We start from the raw sequence: 19,318 nt of genomic DNA, 5'->3' as shown, positions 1-19,318 counted from the left end.
GGTGACCTTCACACCCCGGGCCGCCTGGGCCGACACCCCCGAACCCGTACGGACGGCTGTCGCCCGGGCGCTCGGCGCCCCCATCGCCGGCCACACCGACCTGCACGGCGGCATGTCACCCGGCCCGGCCGCCGGCCTCCGGCTCGCCGACGGCCGGCAAGTCTTCGTCAAAGCCGTCTCCGCCGACACCCGCGTCCACAACCACGCCATGATCCGGCAGGAAGCCGCGATCCTCGACATCCTCCCGGCAACAGTGCCCGCGCCACGACGCCTCGCCACCGTCGAACACGGGCCCTGGATCGCCATGGCCACCACCTGGGCCCCCGGCACCACCGGCGGAGCGTGGACCGACACCTCGATCGCGGCCGTCGCCGAGGCATGCCGCACGGCAAGCCGGCACCGAGCGCCGAAGGCCCTGCCCCCGGTCGCCTCGCGCATCTTCTACTTCGACGGCTGGAACAGCCTGCCCAAGCTCGACACCAGCGACGACTGGGAGAAGAGCCACGCCGGACCGGCCGCCGAAGTCGTAGCCGGATGGGAACGATGGACCGCCGGCGACGCCCTCGTCCACCGCGACATCCGCCTCGACAACACCGCGGTCTCCGACACCGCGGTGCTGCTCGACTGGGCCTACGCCGCCGCCGGCGCCCCCTGGATCGACCTCGCCCAACTCGCCGCCGACATCGTCGCCACCGGACACACCCTCGGCCCCGAGGCGGCCAACGACCGCGCCTACCGACTGTTGAAAACGCTGCCAACCGACGCGTCGCGCTTCGTCGTGGGGCTCGCCGGAATGTGGACCATCCGCGCCGCCACGGTTGCGGACACACCCGTCATGCCACGCATCTCCGCGTGGCGCCGGGCACGAGCTCACGCCTTGCGGCCCCTGGTGAGCCGCCTGATCACCCACCTGGGCTAGAGGCCCCGCAGGGCACGATTCGTCCGGTTCGCGCGGACGGCCGCCCGCTGCTGCTCGGCGGTCACCTCGATGTAGCCCTGCGACGTCGTCAACGACGCGTGACCCAGCAACCGCATGATCTCCGAAGCGTTCGCGCCGTCCTCCGCCAAGCGGGTCGCGAACGTGTGACGCAACGCGTGCAACTGAGCGCCACGCGGGACACGATCGGTGATGCCGGCCCGGCGGTAACAGGACTCCACCAGATACTGCAGGCCACCCCGCTTCAGCGGGACACCGGCGCGATCCACCAGCAGGGCATCCCTCGGGTCGTAACGGCCGAAACGAGCGCGGCGGGTCTGCTGGTAACGCTCGATCAACTCGTCCAGCTCGGGCTCGATCGGGACGGTGCGCGGACGACCGCCCTTGCCGGCAACCTCCACGCGGCGCTCACCGGGGCGGCCGAGGATGTCGCCGGAACGCAGGGCCAGCATCTCGGAAAGCCGCAGACCCGCGCAGAGCGCCAAGGCCAGGACCGCCAGGTCGCGCTCGGGCCACGGGTCGCGCTGGCGCTCATCCCGCTGGCTGACAGCGGAGAGTAACTGCTCGGGGGTGTCCTCGCCTCGCAAGGGTTTGGGGGAGTAGGCGGGCATTCTCGGCTTGTCGATCGCGGACATGGGGTTGCCCGGGAGCAGCTGCTCGGTGACCAGGAAGGTGAAGAAGGCATTCCAGGAGGACCAGGCCCGGGAGACCGAAGCGGGAGCCCTGTTTGCGGCAAAACGGGCGAAGGCCGCGCGTAGGGAGCGGGGGGAGAGGTCACTCAAGGTGATCGGGGCGGGGCCGATCAGCTCCAGGACCGCGTGGAGGTCTCGCCGGTAGGCGTCGAGGGTGTGCGCTGACGGCTTGCGGGTGGTGCGGGCCGCCAGGAAGTCGTCCACCAGCGCCGGTACGTCAACATCCTGTCCGTCCTGCATAAGCACTATTATGCAGCATTCCGACGTATTTGCGTAGATCTGGGCGGGCGGCGTCGATCAGGCAGTTTGCGTGGGTGATCGGGCTGTGGTGATTCCCGTGCCGGCGCCACGTCGAAGTTGGGTGCTGGGTCAGCCGCCGGCGGTTTGGTGGTGTGCGGCGCTGCGGGCGTCGAGCACGTGCCCGATAGCCGCCGCGGGCGGGGCTCGGGCGTGCTGTGGTGGGGTCAGGGCCCGTACTCGTACGTGTGATGGATTTCTTCTTCTGGTTTACATAATGTCAATTATCGACCTGACAGATGATCGATGCGTTTTTGTCGGTGGGGGTCGCTAGGGTGCGCGGCATGAGTGACTTTGTGGGCGCCCGCTTCGAGCGGGCCGACTTCACCGGCGCGCGGTTCGTGGCGTGCGATCTCAACGATCTGGAGATGCGCGGTGTCGACCTGTTCCGGGTGCGGATCAGGGGCGCGACGCTCAGCGATGTGGACATCAGCGGGGAGATCGGGCGGGTGACCGTCAACGGGGTGGAGATCGGGCCACTGGTGGAGGCGGAGCTGAATCGGCGTCATCCGGAGCGGGCGCTGATGCGTCCGGCGGATGCGGCGGGGTTCCGGGAGGCGTGGGCGCTGCTGGAGCGGTTGTGGGCGGGGACGGTGGATCGGGCGCGGGGGCTGGATCCGGCGTTGCTGCACGAGTCGGTGGGTGGCGAGTGGTCGTTCGTGGAGACGTTGCGGCATCTGGTGTTCGCGACGGACGCGTGGGTGCGGCGGGCGATTCTGGGTGATCCGGCGCCGTGGGATCCGCTGGATCTGCCGTGGGACGAGATGGCGGAGACGCCGGGTGTCCCCCGTGACCGGGCGGTGCGGCCTTCGCTGGATGAGGTGGTGGCTCTGCGTGCCGACCGGGTTGCGGGGGTGCGTGATTTTCTGGCGTCGCTGACCGATGAGGGGCTGCAGGCGGAGACCGTGCCGGTGGCGGGTGACGCGTGGCCGCCGGCGCGGAGTTTCCCGGTGCGGGAGTGTCTGCTGACGGTTGTGAACGAGGAGTGGGAGCACCGGTTGTATGCGGAGCGGGATCTGGCGGTGCTGTCGGAGCCGTGAGTCAGTCGTCGGGGAGACTCAGGATGGCCTTGAGGTCGCCGACCGGCATTTCGAGCGCCGCGGCCAGGGCGGCCACACGGTCCGGCTGTTGGGGCACGAGGACCCCGGCCCGCATCTTGGCTACGGACGACTGGGCGATTTTGCAGCGGTAAGCCATTTCCTCCCGGGAGATCCCCCGGCGGTCCATCAGCGCGCTGAAGATCGGGCCGAACGGGTGCGGGTCGCTGTAGCGGATCGGGGGCCCGATCAGCGTGTCTGCTACCCCGCACCTCGAACCGGTCGAGCCGTGACCCCAGCAGGCGTATGTAGCCCGACAGCGGCAGTTCCTCTCCCCCGTCCCGGCTGATCGTCCCGTCGACGGTGACGGTGCGTTGCCATTCGCTGTACGGCCGGAGTTGCACATCCTGGATCTTGATTACCTGCCAGGCGCTGTCCCACCACGGCCATCGTCCGATGCGCTCGCGCAGCAGCGATACCAGGACCTCGCGGTCGCCGGTTTCCGTGTTCTGCAGTGCGTCAAGCTGGGCGGGGGTCAGCTCATCATCCACTCACGACAGTCTACGGTCGGTGTGTGGTGTCGGGGCGGGTGATGCGGCGGTTCGGGCTCGGGGATCCGGTGGGGGCGCCGGTGCGGGTGCCGGGTGGGTTGTCGAACGAGTTGTGGCGGGTGACGACCGCAGAGGGTGTTTTTGCGGTCAAGCGGATGGTGGTGAACGCTGACCGGCCCGATTTTGTGGGCAACGTCGAGGCGTCGTTCGGGGTGGAGTGGCGGGCGTGGCGGTCGGGGGTGCCGATGCCGGAGCCGCTGTCGGAGGGTGGGCGGGCTTTGGTGGCGGTGGACGGGTCGTTGTACCGCGCTCACCGGTGGGTGGAGTCGCGGGAAGGGGCGGCTTCGGTGCGGGACGCCGCGGGGCTGCTGGCGCGGATTCATGCGGCGGGTGAGCCCCGATGGGCGCCGGCGGTGGATGGCGGGTGGGACGGGCGGCGGTGGGGTGCGGAGGTGGCGGGGCTGGCTCGGCGGGTGGCGGAGCAGCCTGCGCGGGTGCTGGTGGTGGACAGTCATCGGGATCTGGATCGGAAAAACACGCTGCTGGGCGTGGATGGGGTGCTGATGGCGGTGGACTGGGACGCGGCCGGGCCGGTCAGTGCGGTCCAGGAGGTGGTGGCGGTGGCGTTGGACTGGTCGGGTGGTGATCCGGGGGCGTTCGCCGAAGGGGTCGGGGCCTACGGGCGGGTGGTGCCGGCGGAGCCGTGGGTGTTCGGAGGCTGGGTGGCGGCGCAGGGTGGGTGGCTGGACTACGTGGCGGAGCATCAGCCCGGCGAGGCGGAACGCACGCTCGCGGAGTTGCGAGGGCTTGCTGCCGGCCTTGATGTGCTGCTCTCGGTACTCCCCTCTCCCCCGGGCCGGTAGCGGCGGGCGGCTATCCGGGTCGGCGGGGGGATCGTCGGAGTCGGCACCGGGCTGACGGCGCCAGGGCCGGAGTGTCTCGGCTAAGGTCGGCCGATGCTGGTTCGCTGGATCACCGGGTTCCTGGATTCGCCAACCGCTGACGTTGAGGCGTCCGCTGACGTTGAGGCGTCCGCTGACGTCGAGGCGTTCTGGGTGGCGGTGACGGGGACGACGTTGTCGGCGCGGCGTGAGGGCGGGGTGTTCGCGACGCTGGTGCCGGCGGACGGGGATGCGTGTCTGCGGGTGCAGGTGGTCGGGGACGGTCCGGCGCGGGCGCATCTGGATCTGCATGTGGACGACGTGCCGGCGGGTGTCGCGGAGGCGGTGGCGCTGGGCGCGTCGGTCGTGCACGTTGCCGAGAGCCATACCGTGGTGCGCTCCCCCGCCGGGATCGTGTTCTGCGTGGTGCCGTGGCATGGGGAGAGCGTGCGTCCGGCGGCGGTGCGGTGGCCGGGTGGGCAGGCGAGCGTGGTGGATCAGGTGGCGCTCGACATTCCGGCTGCCGGGTATGACGCGGAGGTGGAGTTCTGGGCGGCGCTGACCGGGTGGGAGCACCGGGCGTCGGATCTGCCGGAGTTCCGGTTCCTGCAGGGTGGGCCGGCGTTGCCGTTGCGCTTGCTGTTGCAGCGGACTGGGGGCCGTGCTGCGGGCGTACACCTGGATCTGGCTTGTGATGGGCATGAGGCCGAGGTCGAGCGGCATGCCGAACTGGGTGCCACGGTGGTGCGGCGGGTGCCCGGGGACTGGACGACGCTGCGGGATCCGGCCGGGCGGGAGTACTGCGTCACTCGTCGAGCGCCGGTGTCCCGTACGCGTGAATGATCTGGCGGTTGGTTGTGATCTTGGCTTTCAGGCGCCAGCCGAGGGTGGCCTCGAGCTCGGCGGGCTGCCAGTAGCGCTTGATCACCTGGAACTGGCGGCCGTCGTTGAGGCGGCGTTGCTGCAGGTCGCCGGGGAGGCGCTCGTGGTGGTAGCTGTCGATGAGGAAGACGCGGCCGCCGGGGCGCAGGGCTCGCCGGACGTTGCCCCAAAAGGTCAAGAGCAGGTTTTCGGGTACGTGTGAGAGCCAGTACGCGAAGAAGACCGTGTCGAACGCTGCCTCGGGCGGGGTCCAGGCGAAGATGTCGGCGGTGAGGTACGTGACGTTGCCGCTTGCCCGCCGGCGGTTGATCTGGAGGGTCTCGGCGTTCGCGTCGACGGCGGTCACGTGGCGGGCGTGGCGGGTCAGGCGCTCGGTCCACCAGCCGGTGCCGGCCGCGTACTCCAGGACGTCGCCGGCCGGGGCGAACTGGTCGAGGGCCTGCTCGACCTCGGCGATGTCGGCGAACCAGCTTTTCTCCGCCTCGGGGTCCAGACTGTACTGGCCCTGGCGCTGCCACCACTGGTCGTACTCGGGGGCACGGTGGCGGTAGTAGTCGCGTTGCTCGGCGAGGACGTCCATGGCGGGGACCGTATCGGGGTGGCCGGTGTGGCGGCGAGCGAATTGTCGGTGGGTCCTGATAGAAAGATTCGCACAAACGTACGAGTGAGGCAGGTGGGTTGATGGCCCGGGGGTTGAGCACCGACGAGCTTTCCACTATCCGTGACGGGCTGGCCGCCGGGCGCAAGCCGCGGGTGCAGTTCACCGAGACGGCCGGGCAGATCGCCGGGCAGATCGGGCAGGTCGTGGCGCTGGAGGATCCGGCGGCCGACGAGTGGGTGGTGGTGCGGTTCGGCAAGGACGAGCTGCCCTTCTCCCCCGCCGATCTGCGGGTCGCGCCGCGCGGGGCGGCGGCGAAGAAGGCCCCTGCTCCCCCACCGCCGCCTCCGCCCGCCCCGACACCCGAGTTCGTGATCGACAAGCCGATCGAGAAACCGCCGGCCGCCGCGCCGGCGCCACGCAAGAGTGGAGAAGTCATGGAGGCAGCGCCGCCCCCGGCCCCCCGCAAGGCGTCCCGGCCGGCCAAATCCAAACCCGGGCCGGCGTTGACCGTGACCCTGGGCTACGGCGAGGGCGAGTGGACCGTGTCCGCGTCGCAGGGGTCGAAGGTGCTGGCGAAGCCGTATGTGGTGCGGCCCGCCGAGGCGTTGCGGATGGTGTCGCTGGTCGACGTGCCCGGGGTGCAGGAGGCGGTCGAGCAGATCCTGGCGGCCGAGCGCTCCGAGGCGGAGCAGCAGGCGCAGCGGTTACGGGCCGAGCTGGCCGAGGTGGAGGCGCGGCTGGCGGAGCTCGGGGAGGCGGGCGGCAAGGGGTAACCGGTCGCTGCGGGGCTGGGAGGCGGCTCGACAGGCTGGGCCGTCTGGTCGGGTCCGCCGGGTCGGGCCCTCGGGCGGCTGGCGGTTCGACCCGGCGGCCCCTTGGATCGGCGCGGTCGGGCCGGGCGTGGGCGTGCCATGATTGGCGGCCTTATGGGGAGAGCTTCGTTGCGGGCGCCGCTGATGTGGCGGTTCATGCTGGTGTTGTCGCGGATCCTGGTGTTGCCGCTGTGCCGGTTGCGGGTGTCCGGGCGGGTGCCGGCCGAGCTGCGGGGGCGGGCGCTGATCCTGGCGGCGAACCATGTCAGCCCGTTCGACCCGATCGTGATGACGGCGGCCTGTCACAAGGTGGGCATCGCGCCGCGGTTCATGGCCACCGGCGGGATCTTCGACGCGCCCGTGGCCGGGGCCGCGATGCGGGCGGCCGGGCACATCCGGGTCGACCGGAACACGTCGCACGTGGCGGAGGCGCTGCCCACCGCGGTGCAGGCCCTGCACGAGGGGGCGATGGTGCTGGTCTACCCGGAGGGGCGGATCGGTCTCGACCCGTGGATGTGGCCCGAGCGCGGCAAGACCGGCGTGGCGCGGATGGCCGACGCCGGGGGCGCGCCGGTGCTGCCGGTCGCGCAGTGGAACACGCACACGGTCCTGCCGTACACGACTCCGGTGGGGCTGGGCCGCTCGTTGCTGCGGGCGTTGCGGCGCCGGCCGGTGGTGTACGTGCGGTTCGGCGACACGCCGGTCGACCTGTCGCAGGTGACCGGGACGCCGGGGGCGCGGGCCATGAAGGCGACCCGGCTCATCATGGAGGGCATCGACGAGACGCTCGCCCACCTGCGGGCCGGCGAGATGGAGACGCCCCGCTTCGTCGACCACACGAGGGCGGTCGACAACTCGCGGGTGCGTCCCCGGCCGGGGCGCACGCTCAGCCGGGGGCGGGATGCGCCGTCTGTCCAGGGGCAGCGCACGGATGCGTCGCCGGCCACGGAATCCCCGGCCGTGCGGTCCGCCGACCACCCGGTCTCGCCGGCGGCGGAGGCCGGGCCGGCCTAGGCGACGGCTCGACGGCCCGCGATCGCCTCGGCGGCGCCGGCCACCATCGGATGTGGGCCGGCGTGGGGTTTGGGCCGCGTGGGGTTTGGGCCGTGTGGAGGCTCGCGGAGGTCGCGCAGGCGGGCTGCGAGGGCTGGATAGCATGCGCGGCATGCTCAGGGGCTGGCACGGCTGGTTCGGCACGGTCAATGGGGTCGTCGTCCTCACGGTGGCCGCGCTGCCCTTGGCGGCGCTGGCTGTCTGGACTCTGGCCCGGGTCCGTAGCGTCCGCGGTCGCGATGCCCCAGGCGGTAACGGGCCGGCCGGCGACGGCCGCTCGGCGTGGCGGAGGTCGCTGGCCGAGGTGGGGATCGTCTACGGGACGCTGCCGTGGGTGTGGATGATTCTGTTGCCGAATCGCGGGGCCGGCCAGCAGCGGGTCAACCTGGTCCCGCTGCGGGATCTGGTCACGGTCGTGGCCGGCGGGCCGCTGACCGCGACCGTACAGATCGCCGGGAATCTGCTGGTGTTCGCGGCGTTCGGGTTCTTCGCCCCGATGCGGTTCGTGGTGTCGGTGCCGCGGATTCTCGCGTTCGCGGCGGCCGGCTCGGTCACGGTCGAGACCTTGCAGTACGTGCTGCCTCTGGACCGGGTGTCCTCGGTGGACGATGTGCTGCTCAACGCGGCAGGTGCGGGACTGGCAGCGCTGGCTTCGCGCCGATGGTGGCGCGGTAGTACAGAGCGGGATATCTCGTTGCGGGGCAGCGGCGCCGGGGCTTAGCTGGATGCCATGTCACCGGTCTTCGTGGCGGGCACGGGCCGGTCGGGAACGTCGCGGCTCGCCGACATCATCGGTGAGCATCCGCGGATCCACCGGATCCCGATGGAGACCCGGTTCATCGTCGATCCGGGTGGCCTGCGTGACCTGGCCGAAGCCCTCACGACGCGCTTCGACCCCATCGTCGGCGAGGACGCCCTGCGCCGGCTGACCGACTTCCTGACCGTACGCGTGCCGGGGCGGCGCGACGACCGCGGCAAGACCGTCCCGGAGCTTGTCGGCGAGCCGCGCTACGGGGAGACCGTGGGCCGGCTGTGGCCGCAGCTCATCGCGTGCACCTACGACGAGCGGGTGATCCCGCGGTATTTCCGGGATCGGGGCGAGCTGCTTGCGATCCTCCGGGGCACGGTCGACGCGTTGTTCGGCGGGGCGGCCGCCGATGCGGGCAAGCCCATCTGGTGTGAGAAGACCCCGTTCAACCTGCTGTGCATGGATTTTCTCTGGGAGCTGTTCCCGGAGGCGACCATCGTCCACATCAAGCGCCACCCGGTCGCGGTGGTCGCATCCCACGTAGAGCAGCCCTGGGCGCCGCCCACCGTCGAGGGCGCGCTCGCCTGGGTCAGACCGGTCTACGAGCGCTGGCTCGCCTGGAAGGCCACCGCCGATCTGACCGGCCGCCGCTACGTGGAGGTGCGGGCCGAGGACCTCGCCGCCGACTGGCCGGGGCAGCGCCGCGCCCTGTTCGGGCGGCTCGGCGTCGACGACTTCGCGACCGCCTCCACCTTCCAGGCGCACAAGCTGCAGAAGCGCGTCGACCGGGCGACCCGCGAGCTCGTCGAGCGCGAGCTCGGCGACATCATCCCGGCTATGGGATATCGGCGGGGATGAGGCTGTAGGAGGCCAGGTCGGCGCGGCCCGAGCGGGTCAGGGCGGCGTTGCGCAGGATGCCCTCGAACTGGAAACCGGCCGCGTCCGCCACCTTCCGCGACGCGGTGTTCTCGACGACGGCGTACAGCGACACCCGGGCGAAGCCGAGCTCGCGCAGCGCCCAGGCCGACGCGGCGTGGGCCGCTTCGCCGGCGTAGCCGTGCCCGCGTCCCCACGGCGCGATCCAGTAATGGATCTCGCAGGTCATGGCGTCCCAGTCGGCGTTGAACAGCAGCACGTGCCCGCACAGGCGATCGGAGGCGGCGGTGACCGCGAACGACGCGGGTGTCTCGGCGGCGCACCAGCGGCGGGCCGTCTCCAGCGACGCCGCGGCGATCGGCAGGCCGGCGGGCGCGTATCGCAGATAGTCCTCGTCGTGCCACACCGCGTGCACGTCGGCGGCGTCCGCGGGCCGGAACGGGCGCAGCCGCAGCCGGCCGGTCTCCAAAGTGGTGATGGGGAATGCCATGCCGGTAAGCGTAGGTGGGAGCATGGTCCGCCATGAGAGCCCAAGCGGCGGTCGAGCGCACCGTGACCCTGACAGACGGCCGGCGGGTCGCGGTCCGGGAGGGCGGCGACCTCGACGGCGTACCCGTGCTCTTCCACCACGGCACCCCGGCGTCGCGGCACCAGGCCGGCCTGGTGGAGGCGGCCGCGCGCCGGCACGGGGTGCGGCTGATCTCGGTGAACCGGCCCGGCTACGGCGCGGCCGCCGACACCCCGCCGAGCCTGGCGTCGGTGGGCGCCGACACGCTCGCGGTGGCCGGCGCGGTGGGTGTGGACCGGTTCGCGACCGCGGGCCTGTCCGGCGGCGGCCCCTACGCGCTGGCGACCGCGCTGGCCGGGCCGCAGCGGGTGACGGCGGTCGCGGTGGTGGCCGGCATCGGGCCGTGGCGGATCATCCAGGCGGCGGTGCCGGGCGACCCCGAGCGGGAGTTGCTCACCCTCACCGACACCGGGCAGAGCGAGGCGGCGCTGACCGGGTTCCGGGCTCTCGCGGCCGCCGATCATCGGGGGCTGCTGCAGATCGAGGACGACGAGGCGCTGGTCGACGCGTACCTCGACGGCGCGCCCGCCGACGACCTGCGCTGGCTCGACCGGGAGAAGAAGCGCAGCTGGGCGGCGGACCTGCGGGAGGCGCTGTCCCGCTTCGACGGGTACGCCCGCGACAACGTGGCCTGGGGCGGCGCCTGGGACATCGACGTGACCGCGATCGGCTGCCCGGTCCGGCTGTACTACGGCGACCGGGACCGGCTTGTCCCGCTCGCGCACGGCCGGTGGCTCGCCGAGCGGATCCCCGGCGCCGTCCTGGTCCCGCTGCTGGACGCGGGACACGGGACGGCCAGCTTCGCCTACTGGGACGAGGTCTTCGAAAGCCTGCGGTAAAGGCGTAATCCGGTGGACCCGGCGGCCGGTGATCGGCGATCGTGGGCCGGGTGGAGATGTCCGATGCCGAGCGGCGGGTCTGGAGCCGCATGCCCGCCGGCGCCGCCGAGGCGATCGCCGGCCTGTCCGGCAGCCAGCTGCAGACCCTGTTGATGCCGGTGATGCGGGAACGCGCCGGCCGGGCCCGGCCGGCGGACCTGCTGCGCCGCTGGCGCGAGGATCGTTTCGTGCGGCCGGCGGCCGCCGACCCGCGGCAGGTGAGCCGGGTCGAGGCGCGTCTGTGGGAGCTGTTGGGCGATGACGTGTACGGGGTGCAGCTGTCCCCCGTGACGCCGCTGGGCACCTGCACGGTGGTCTCCCCCACCAGCCAGAACCGGATCGTCTCCGCGACCCGTCCGGTCGAGGTCCTCTCCGACCCCACCAACGCCTTGGCGATCGAGGCCGCCGCCCGCCGCGACCAGCACGACGAGGTGCACGTCGCCGCGACCCATCAGGTGCTGCGCGCCCAGGTGTTCGGCCCGGGGATGGGTGCGCATTTCCGGCTGTTCGCGCTGGTCTCGTCGGCCCGCGACACCGGTTCCGGCCGCACCGAGACCCGCCTGCTCGAGCGGCACCTCGCCTACTGGCAGCGGGTCCTGGCGCCGCTGGAGAACGCCGCCGTGCGGTACACGATCTTCGACAGCCCACTGCTGCGGGAACGCCTCGCGGCCGTCCCGCAGCTGGTGGAGGAGCCCGGCCGGGAACGCGGCCGCGGCTACTACACCGGCGCGGCCCTGCGCATCACCGCCGGCGACGCCGAGCTCGGCGACGGCGGGTTCACCACGTGGACGGCCCAGCTGCGCGGCGACGCGAAGGAACGCTGCCTGATCTCGTGCGTCTCGGTCGAGCGCCTCGCGTCCCTGATCTGAGACCGGTCAGGCGTCCGGGTGCAGGGGCGTGGCCTGATGGTCGATGACGCGGCGGCACTCGGCCAGCCGGCGCGCGAGCTCGGGCGCGACGCTCTCCAGCCGTGACAGGTCGGTGCGCAGCTCGAGCACCTGGTTCCAGAGGACCGCGCGGCCCTGCTCGAGCCGGGACAATGCCTCGCCGGGGCGGCCGGCCGCGAGGGTGCACGAGGCGCCGTCGCGGGCCAGCGCGCCGGCGTGCGTCCGCAGCTGGTACAGCTGGTCTTCGCGGCCGACGCCACGCCAGGCCAGCAGCGGCAGCAGTTCCGCGATCGTCCAGCCGTACCGGTCGGCGGCCGCGCCGGGATCGGAGGTGGCCGCGACGACCGCCGCGCAGGTGGAGGCGGCGGTGATGCGGACCGCGACCGGGGTCGCGGTGATCCGGGCGCCGTGGTCCCAGGCCGCGATCGCGTCGGACAGGTCCGCGCCGTGGTCGAGGTGGGTGAAGCGGGCGTGCAGGCGGTGGCCGAGGTTCGTCCAGTGCGGCCCCGCCCGCCCGTGGCCGGGTGGCAGGCCGGCGATCGCCTGCCGTTCCAGCGCGATGGCTTCGTCGATGTGGGCGTGCTCCCCGGTGGCGGCGAAGAGCACGGCGACCGCGGTGGACAGGTTCGACAGCAGCAGCGTGTAGTCGGCGTCGCCGGGTGCCCCGGAGTCGAGCGCCTCGCGCTGCACTTCGACGTACTCGGCGAGGTGGGCCGGGTCCCGGTCGCCCGACTCGTACTGGGCGTGCAGCGTCAGGCCGAGGTTGGTCAGGTAGATCGGGCGCCGGGGGTGTCCGGCCGGCGTGGCGTCCACCGCCGCGCGGGCGAGGCGGACCGCGTCGGTGAGGTCCTCGGGGTTCTCGGTGCGGCGGAACCGTTCCCAGTGCGCGATGCTCAGGTTCGACAGGAGCCGGTGCCGGATCGGCGAGCCGGCCGGCAGCTTGTCGAGGGCTTGCGCGGCGTAGGAGATCGCCTCGTTCAGGTCGGCCAGGGCGCCCGCGTACTCGTAGCGGGTGTGCAGGGCGAGCCCCAGGTTGGAGAGCGCGCCGCTACCGGGAGCGCGGCCGTCCGGCGCCACCGCGATCCGGCCGAGGCGGACGGCCTCTTCCAGGTCGGCCTGCTCGCCGGTGCGGTCGAAGCGCAGGCGCAGCGCGAAGCCCAGGGTGTTGGCGGCGTCGGCCGGATCGGCGGCCGCCGCCACGGCCCGGGCGCCGGCCGCGATGGCGTCCTGCAGATCGTGGAACCGGCTGGTGGCGTCGTACCGGGTTCGCAACGCCCCGCACAACGCCGACAGGGCGGCTTCGTACCGTTCGTGGCCGGGCGGGGCGAGACCGGCCGCTTCCTGCAGCACCGCGATGCTCTCGTCGATGTCGGCGAGGCCGCCGCCCGTGTGCTCGAAGCGCATCCGCAGGGCGGTGCCGAGGCCGGCGAGCAGAAACCATCGTGGCGGCTCCGGCTCCTCGGCGCCGAGCGCCTGCCGCTGCAGCGCGACCGCCTCGTCGAGGTCGCCGAGCCGGCCGAACCAGGCGAACCGCATGCGCAGCGCGCTGGCGAGGTCGGCCAGCAGCACCGGGTCGTCGGGGGCGCCGTCGTGGGCGGCGCGCAACGTGCCGGCCATGAGCTCGACGTCGTCGGCTCGTGGCGCCAGGTCGAGGCGTCGCCGCAGATCGGCCACCAGATCGGTGGCGACCTCGCGGTGCCGGGGGTGCCGGGGCGGCACGAGCGTCAGCGCCTGCCGGCGGGCGGCGATGGCCTCGTCCAGGTCGGGGACCGTCCCCCGCCGGCGCAGCCCGGTGGCGAGGTTGCTGACGTGCTTGAACCGGTCGGGGTCGTCCTCGGGGCCGTCGCGCAGCGCCTCGCGGGCCGCGGCGATCGCCTCCTCCAGGTCCGGGGGTGGCGTCGGGTCCGCGGAGAGCAGCGCCGAGCTGAGGTTGGACAGGTAGGCGCGACGCTGGTCGTCGTCGTCCGGCGCGGTCCGCAGCGCCGCGCGCAGCACGTCGGTGGCCTCGGCCCGGTCCGCCGGTGACGAGGCGGCCCCGGCCCGTGCGAGCAGGGCGATGCCGAGGTTGGACAGGCATCCCGCGCGCTCGCGTGGGGTGCCGGCGAGGGCGGCCGCCTCCCGGGCCAGCGCCACGGCCCGGCCGAGGTCGGCGACGGAACGCACGCGCTCGCCCCGGGACCGCAGCACGAGGCTCTGGTTGGTGAGATACCGGGCCAGGTCGTGGCCGCCCGCCGCGGCGACTTCGGCGGCGCGCTCGGCGGCCGCCACCGCCCGGTCGAGGTCGGCGACGGCCCCGGTGCGCTCGTAGCGCAGATAGAGCGCGCCCGCCAGGTGGTCGCACCAGGACGGCTCGGGCGCCGGGTCGCCGGGCCCGGTCGCGGCGCCGAGAAGGTCGGCGGCCTGGTCGAGCAGGGTGGTGTCGGTCGTCCGGGAACCGGCGGAGACCAGCGCGCCGCCGAGCGTCGCCTGTGCGGGCCGGTCGGCGCCGTTCAGGACGGCGTCGACAATCGTGGCGCGCACGTCCTCCGGAACGGCCTCCGGCGTCGTGTCGATGACCAGCCGGAAGTGGCGCAGGGTCTCGGCGGCGCTGCGCTGGGCGTCCGGTCCCGGAGCGGTCAGGTGGTAGCGGCACCAGTGCAGCCAGCCCAGCGCGGTCGCCGCCGCCACCTCGCCGACCGGCCCGCCCGGATCCCGTGCCGCGGCCGCCAGCGCCGCCGCGTCGGCGAGGGCCCCGGGGGCCAGCACGGCGTCCTGCTCCCCGGCCAGGGCGGCCTCGACGCGGGTGTGCACGGCGGCCAGCTCCGGTGGCACGGTCACGGCGGGCACACGTCCACGGCCTTGAGCGCGTCGGCCGTGGCGAGGTCCACCGTCACCTCGCCGGCGAGCGACTTGAGGACGAGGTCGCCCTGGACGAGCCGGACCGGGGTCCCGCAGCGGACCCCGCCGGGCGTGGTGACCTGGACCGGCCGGGTGCGGGGTGGTCCGTACCAGGTGACACCGACGGCTCCGGCGAGCAGCACCGTGCACGCGAGCAGCAGGGCCCGTCCCCGGTAGAGCGCTTTGGCCGACGCCGCGGCCTCGGCGTGATCCGCCTCGTCCTTACCGCCGAGCCCGCGGGCGGGCACGATCTTCGGGTTGCCGTTCGCGGCCCGGATCAGCAGCAGCGCGGCGACGACGCCGACCAGCGTCGCGGCGCCCAGCAGCACGCCGACGGCGACCGCCCACCCGGCCCGGAGCTGGCTGATGTCGCTGCGGCCCTTGATCAGGCTGAACCCGGCGAGCGCGGTGAGCAGCCCGGCCAGGCCGTTGCGCCAGGCGGTCGCGGCCTCGCGGATCCGGCTCAGTTCCGTGCGGGTCAGCTCGGTCCGGTACGCGGCCTCGGCCGGGCCGCCTTCGGCGTCCGGGCCGGGACGGAGCTTGCGCGTCATCAGGGTCCCTCGGTGAGCAGGAGCTTCCAGTAGGCCCCGCAGCCGCGCTCGCCCTCGGGCCGGTTGGCGTGGGTGAGCTCGCACAGGCAGGTCATCGGCACGAGGTCGTCGGTCGGCTGCGCCGTACGCCGGAACGGGTTGCCGATCGCCCGGGTGCCCTTGACCAGGGTGGCCGGCAGGAAGTCGCGGAACACGCCCCGGCACCGCGGGCAGGGACCGAACAGCACCTCGGCGTGCCGGTCCGTGCTGACGACGGCGAACTCGGTGGCGGCGAGCTGCGCGTACTGCGGGTCGGTGACCGGCTGGTACGCGACCGCCTTGTGGGTTGCCTTGGCCATTGCGCCCTTTCAGAGACCGGTGTGGGTGAACGGGGTCCAGAGACTCAGCGGCAGGTGCCGCAGTTTGAGCAGCGCGGCGTGCAGCGCGTGCGCGCTGCGTTCGGGCCGGAACCGGCCGGACTCGAACAGCGTCGCGTAGACCTGTTCGGCGACGTCGGCGGCGGTCGCGTCGTAGACGGACCACTGGGTGGCGATCACGTGCCGGAAGCCGGTGTAGTGCATGGCCGCGGCCAGCGTGATCGCCTCGTCGGGCAGGGCCACCCCACCGGTCATCGTCTTGCAGGCGGACAGGAACGCGAACTCGCCGTGGTACTCCCCGGCGCCGATGCCGGTGACCGTGAGAACGCCGTCGTGCAGGACGAGCCCGCCGTGCGAGGGATCGTCGAGCATCTGGGTGGCGTGACAGCTGAAGTGCACCCACCGGTGGCCCGGCAACTGCCCGCGTACGCCCGCGACGGTCGCGTCGCCGGAGTGCAACGGCGTCACCGCGTCGCCGAAGCGGCGCGACAGCATCCGGCGCTCGCGTTCGACGTTGGGCAACGGCAACTGATCGTGGACGTCGGGTGCGGTGACGAGCAGGAGGCGGTCCTCGGCCCGGTCCCGGTCGAGGGGCCGCCGTGCCTCCGCCAGCGCCCGCACCGTGGGTGTGTAGGAGCAGACGACCCGATCCAGCAGGGTCTTGCCGGCGGCGACGCCGTCCGCCGTGTGGTGGCCGGCGGCGTGCAGGGGCAGCAGGGTCAGCAGGCCCGTCGGGCACCACCACAGGCGTGGCTCGGCCGGATCGCCCGGCCAGGGCCGGCGGGAGAGCGCCTGCCACACGGGCTCCACGACGGCGTCCCACAGCCACGCGGTGACTTCGGCCAGTTGCTTCTCGACGTCGTCGCGCGCCTGCGCGAAATCGACGCGGGCGTGGCTGACCCGCCGGAAGGAGGCCGGCGTCTCGTCGCCGTCGTCGAAGGCCTTCTGGGCCTGGTGGTACCGCCGTGCCGCGTCCTCCACCGCGTGCAGGGCCGCCAGGTACGCCACCGTGCGCCGGCCGACGTCCTCGATGTCCAGCCCGGTCAGCGGCACCGGCTCGACCGCCGCAGCGTCCCCGCGCCCGTCCTCGGGCCGGATGATCAGGGCGTCGCACCGCCACCGGCTGACGTTCACCACGATCACCGGGCCGTCCACGGCGGCCGGCAGCAACCGCTCGAGCGGCGGCGGTTTGAGGAAGTCCCGGAACTCGCCGCCCAGATCGCGGACCTGAGTCACCAGGTCGTCCCACTCGCGGGCCAGGGCCCACCGGCGGTCGGTCAGCTCGTTGCCGGTCTCGCCGTCGAACACGGTCATCTCGTCCCCGGGGAGGTGGGTGGCCTGGTCGGTGGACAGCCGGGCGAACGCGGCGGCCAGCGCGGGGTGCCCGGCGCCGAGGGCGGCGACGTCGGAACGCATCTCCAAGGCCCGGCCCAACAGTACGCCACGGCCCTGCTCCCAGACCTCGGCGGCGCGGCCGGGCCGCCCGGCCCGCAGGTGGCTCGCCGCGGCGTCGGCGCCGAGGCCGGACGACTCGGCGAGCCAGTACTCCTGGTCCGTGCGGCCCAGGCCACGGGCGGCCAGCCGGTCGAGCAGCCCGACCGCCGTGGTGTAGCCGTCGGCCGCGTCCGGCCACCGCCCGGCGGACGCGGCGATGTCGCCCCAGGCGCGGGCGGCGGAGACTCTCAGGTGGACCGGCGCCGTCGTCAGCGTCGCCGCTTCCCGCGCGGCCGCCAGCGCCTTCTGGCGGTCCTCGCCGGCGCCGGTCGTGTTGTACAACCCCATCAGGTTGATCAGGTGCACCGCGCGGACGGGATGGCCGGGCGGCACGAGGCCGAGGGCCTCGGTCTGCGCATCGATGGCCTCGCCGTGCCCGGGAAGATGGAGGGTCCGCAACGCGGAACTCAGCGTGGAGAGGTAGCGGTGCCGGTCCGCGTGCCCGGGCGGAAGCAGCCCGAGGGCCCGCCGGGCGGCGTCGACGGCGGCCTGCGCGTCGTCCGGATCGGCCAGCCGCCGGGAGCGGACCTGCAGCGCGTTGCTCAGGCTCACCTCGCGCCGGGCGACGTCCGGGTGATCCGGTGGCGTGCCGTCCACCGCCTGCCGGTCGACCAGGACCGCCTCGTCGATGTCGGCCTTCTGCCGGGTGCGGTCGAAGCGCGTCATCAGGGCGATCCCGAGCGCGTTGAGGAGCCGGGGCCGGTCGGGATGGCCCGGGGGCCGGGCCTCGACGGCCTGGCGGGCGCAGCCGACGGCCTCGTCGATGTCGGCCAGGGCGCCGGCCCGCTCGAACCGCCGCAGCAGCACGCCGCCGAGGTCGGACCGGGCCATGGCCACGCTCGCGTGGTGTGCCGGCGCCTTATCCACGGCCCGCCGTAACTCGTCGACCGCCCGGTCCAGGTCCGGCTGGGCGCCGGTCCGCTCGTACCGGCGGCGCAGCGCGTTGCCGAGGCTGAGATGGTCGGCGTACCGCTCGGGGTCCAGCGGATCGGCCGGGATGCTCACCGCTTCCTCGCCCGCGGTGATCGCCGCGTCGAGGTCGGCCGGGTCGCCGGCGTGTTCGTAGCGGGCCCGCAGCACCGTGGCCAGCGCCGACAGGGCGGTCGACCGCATCGGGGATCCCGGCGGCACCCGGTCGGCGGCCTGGCGGAGGTGATCGAGGGATTCGTCCAGGTCGGCCAGCTGCCCGGCACGGCGGTGGCGGGCGTGCAGCGCGACCGCGAGCGCGTGCCGCGCGGCCACCCCCGCACCCGCGTAGTTTCTGTCCCGCACGAGGTCGAGCGCCTGCCGCGCGGTGGCGACCGCCTCGTCGACGTCCACCCGGGCGTCGGAGTGCGCGAGCCGGTCGTTGAGCACGTGGCTGAGCTTCGCGACCAGGCCCGGCCGGTCGGGGTGGTCGGTGGCCAGCTCCGCGACCACTTGGCGCCAGGCGCCGACGGCGGCGTCGGCGTCGGCGAGCTCGTCCGTGCGGGCGAACCGGTCGGCCAGACCGCTGCTCAGGGCGATCAACCCGGCCGTTCGCACGTCGGTGCCGATCGTGCTGCCCGCCAGCAGCCGGCGGCCGATCGTGATCGCTTCGTCGAGGTCCGGGAGGGACCCGCTGTGCGCGGCGCGGAGACGAAGCGTTTCGGCCAGGTTGACGAGGACCCCGAGCCGGCGTGGATGAGCGGCCGGCAGCGAGTCCACCATTCGCCGCAGAACATCGACGGCCGCGTCCAGATCGGCCGGTTGCCCGGTGTGGCCGAACCGCTTCTTGAGGGCGAGGCCGAGGTTCGACATGACGCCGATCTGCTCCCAGCTCCCCGCACGGCACAGGGCCGCCGCCCGGCGCAACAGGCCGATGGCCTCGTCGTCGTGGCCCGACCGGCTCAGCAGCAAGGCCGCGAGGTTCATGATGATCGACGCGCGCTGGGGGTGGTCGCCGGGGACGCGCCCGGCCGCCTCGCGGGTCAGCGCGATCGACTCGTCGAGGTCGTCGGGGTTGCGCAGGCGCTCGTACCGGGTGCCGAGGGAGTTGCCCAGGTTGGACAGCACCGCGACGCGATTGACGTGCCCGGGCGGGGTGGCGGCCAGGGCCTGCCGGCCCACGTCGACGGACTCGTGGAGGTCCTTGAGCGCACCGGTGCGCTCGTAGCGGCGCTGCAGCGCCCCGTCCAGCGTCGACAGGACGTGGCCCTGGTCCGGGTGTCCGGGGGGAAGGGCGGCGGCGACCCGGCGGAGCAGGTCCACCGCCTGGCTCACGGCCAGCGGGTCGTCGACCGTGTCGGTGTACCGCATGAGGTGGCCGGCGCGCGCGAGCAACGCCTCCAGCAGCTGCTGTTGCCGGGCGTCGTCCATCTC

17 protein-coding genes and 1 pseudogene are annotated in these 19,318 nt (G+C 73.4%); 10 read left to right on the top strand and 8 right to left on the bottom strand.

The genetic code is table 11. From position 1 onward, the window contains the following. Nucleotide 1: 1 nt before the first annotated feature. A complete protein-coding gene (locus ACQPZX_RS24570) occupies nucleotides 2-919 on the top strand; it encodes a phosphotransferase (RefSeq protein ID WP_433384863.1) in 918 nt (305 codons plus the stop codon). Here ACQPZX_RS24570 and ACQPZX_RS24565 read toward each other — a convergent pair. Continuing rightward, entirely contained in the window at nucleotides 916-1,869 is a 954-nt protein-coding gene (locus ACQPZX_RS24565; RefSeq protein ID WP_433384860.1) for a tyrosine-type recombinase/integrase, read from the bottom strand. The two genes, ACQPZX_RS24570 and ACQPZX_RS24565, sit on opposite strands and share 4 nt — an antisense overlap. A gap of 341 nt (nucleotides 1,870-2,210) precedes the next feature. Here ACQPZX_RS24565 and ACQPZX_RS24560 point away from each other — a divergent pair, with 341 nt between their 5' ends. Continuing rightward, nucleotides 2,211-2,966: a DinB family protein gene (locus ACQPZX_RS24560; RefSeq protein WP_433384858.1), complete on the top strand. Its 756-nt coding sequence runs from the start codon at nucleotides 2,211-2,213 to the stop codon at nucleotides 2,964-2,966. Nucleotide 2,967: 1 nt separating this feature from the next. On the opposite strand, the gene ACQPZX_RS24555 is transcribed toward ACQPZX_RS24560, so the two are convergent. Further along, on the bottom strand, nucleotides 2,968-3,123 hold the full coding sequence (locus tag ACQPZX_RS24555) for a hypothetical protein (protein WP_433384856.1): 156 nt from the start codon (nucleotides 3,121-3,123) through the stop codon (nucleotides 2,968-2,970). 414 nt (nucleotides 3,124-3,537) lie between these two features. On the opposite strand from ACQPZX_RS24555, the gene ACQPZX_RS24550 reads away from it, so the two are divergent. Then, on the top strand, nucleotides 3,538-4,377 hold the full coding sequence (locus tag ACQPZX_RS24550; protein ID WP_433384853.1) for a phosphotransferase: 840 nt from the start codon (nucleotides 3,538-3,540) through the stop codon (nucleotides 4,375-4,377). A 93-nt stretch (nucleotides 4,378-4,470) separates the two neighbouring features. After that, nucleotides 4,471-5,238, top strand: coding sequence for a VOC family protein (locus tag ACQPZX_RS24545; protein ID WP_433384850.1), 768 nt, complete (start codon nucleotides 4,471-4,473; stop codon nucleotides 5,236-5,238). Here the strand turns inward: ACQPZX_RS24545 and ACQPZX_RS24540 are convergent. Then, nucleotides 5,201-5,857, bottom strand: coding sequence for a class I SAM-dependent methyltransferase (locus ACQPZX_RS24540; RefSeq protein WP_433384847.1), 657 nt, complete (start codon nucleotides 5,855-5,857; stop codon nucleotides 5,201-5,203). The genes ACQPZX_RS24545 and ACQPZX_RS24540 overlap by 38 nt on opposite strands. Nucleotides 5,858-5,958: 101 nt before the next feature. Between ACQPZX_RS24540 and ACQPZX_RS24535 the strand changes: the two genes are divergently transcribed. The 4 genes and pseudogenes from ACQPZX_RS24535 to ACQPZX_RS24520 all read left to right on the top strand — a co-directional run bounded on the left by ACQPZX_RS24535 (nucleotide 5,959) and on the right by ACQPZX_RS24520 (nucleotide 9,349). Beyond that, nucleotides 5,959-6,651: a hypothetical protein gene (locus ACQPZX_RS24535; RefSeq protein WP_433384845.1), complete on the top strand. Its 693-nt coding sequence runs from the start codon at nucleotides 5,959-5,961 to the stop codon at nucleotides 6,649-6,651. Between the two features lie 153 nt (nucleotides 6,652-6,804). Next, nucleotides 6,805-7,563: pseudogene (locus ACQPZX_RS24530) on the top strand (lysophospholipid acyltransferase family protein); the annotation flags it as partial. Between the two features lie 292 nt (nucleotides 7,564-7,855). Continuing rightward, the gene (locus ACQPZX_RS24525) at nucleotides 7,856-8,464 is read left to right on the top strand and encodes a VanZ family protein (RefSeq protein ID WP_433384842.1); all 609 of its coding nucleotides are present in this window, start codon (nucleotides 7,856-7,858) and stop codon (nucleotides 8,462-8,464) included. Nucleotides 8,465-8,473: 9 nt separating this feature from the next. Next, nucleotides 8,474-9,349: a sulfotransferase family protein gene (locus ACQPZX_RS24520; RefSeq protein WP_433384839.1), complete on the top strand. Its 876-nt coding sequence runs from the start codon at nucleotides 8,474-8,476 to the stop codon at nucleotides 9,347-9,349. On the opposite strand, the gene ACQPZX_RS24515 is transcribed toward ACQPZX_RS24520, so the two are convergent. Beyond that, entirely contained in the window at nucleotides 9,327-9,857 is a 531-nt protein-coding gene (locus ACQPZX_RS24515; protein ID WP_433384837.1) for a GNAT family N-acetyltransferase, read from the bottom strand. The genes ACQPZX_RS24520 and ACQPZX_RS24515 overlap by 23 nt on opposite strands. Nucleotides 9,858-9,889: 32 nt before the next feature. On the opposite strand from ACQPZX_RS24515, the gene ACQPZX_RS24510 reads away from it, so the two are divergent. Both ACQPZX_RS24510 and ACQPZX_RS24505 read left to right on the top strand, forming a co-directional pair. Continuing rightward, complete coding sequence (locus ACQPZX_RS24510) at nucleotides 9,890-10,774, top strand: alpha/beta fold hydrolase (RefSeq protein ID WP_433384833.1); 885 nt, start codon at nucleotides 9,890-9,892, stop codon at nucleotides 10,772-10,774. A gap of 56 nt (nucleotides 10,775-10,830) precedes the next feature. Next, entirely contained in the window at nucleotides 10,831-11,682 is an 852-nt protein-coding gene (locus ACQPZX_RS24505) for a hypothetical protein (protein WP_433385415.1), read from the top strand. 6 nt (nucleotides 11,683-11,688) lie between these two features. Here ACQPZX_RS24505 and ACQPZX_RS24500 read toward each other — a convergent pair whose 3' ends face one another. Genes ACQPZX_RS24500 through ACQPZX_RS24485 form a run of 4 tightly spaced genes read right to left on the bottom strand, consistent with a single transcriptional unit; the run spans nucleotide 11,689 to nucleotide 19,315 of the window. Further along, on the bottom strand, nucleotides 11,689-14,517 hold the full coding sequence (locus tag ACQPZX_RS24500) for a hypothetical protein (RefSeq protein WP_433384830.1): 2,829 nt from the start codon (nucleotides 14,515-14,517) through the stop codon (nucleotides 11,689-11,691). Beyond that, nucleotides 14,514-15,128: a hypothetical protein gene (locus tag ACQPZX_RS24495; RefSeq protein WP_433384827.1), complete on the bottom strand. Its 615-nt coding sequence runs from the start codon at nucleotides 15,126-15,128 to the stop codon at nucleotides 14,514-14,516. The genes ACQPZX_RS24500 and ACQPZX_RS24495 overlap by 4 nt, the downstream gene beginning before the upstream one ends. Next, nucleotides 15,128-15,466: a hypothetical protein gene (locus ACQPZX_RS24490; protein WP_433384823.1), complete on the bottom strand. Its 339-nt coding sequence runs from the start codon at nucleotides 15,464-15,466 to the stop codon at nucleotides 15,128-15,130. Before ACQPZX_RS24490 ends, ACQPZX_RS24495 begins: the two co-directional genes overlap by 1 nt. 9 nt (nucleotides 15,467-15,475) lie before the next feature. After that, nucleotides 15,476-19,315 (bottom strand): CHAT domain-containing protein, encoded by a 3,840-nt coding sequence (locus tag ACQPZX_RS24485; protein ID WP_433384820.1) that lies wholly within the window; start codon nucleotides 19,313-19,315, stop codon nucleotides 15,476-15,478. Between the last annotated feature and the right edge of the window lie 3 nt (nucleotides 19,316-19,318).

This window comes from Actinoplanes sp. CA-142083 (assembly GCF_050942195.1).
In the GTDB taxonomy this organism is placed as follows: Bacteria; Actinomycetota; Actinomycetes; order Mycobacteriales; family Micromonosporaceae; genus Actinoplanes.
This window is presented reverse-complemented; position numbering and strand designations above follow the sequence as displayed.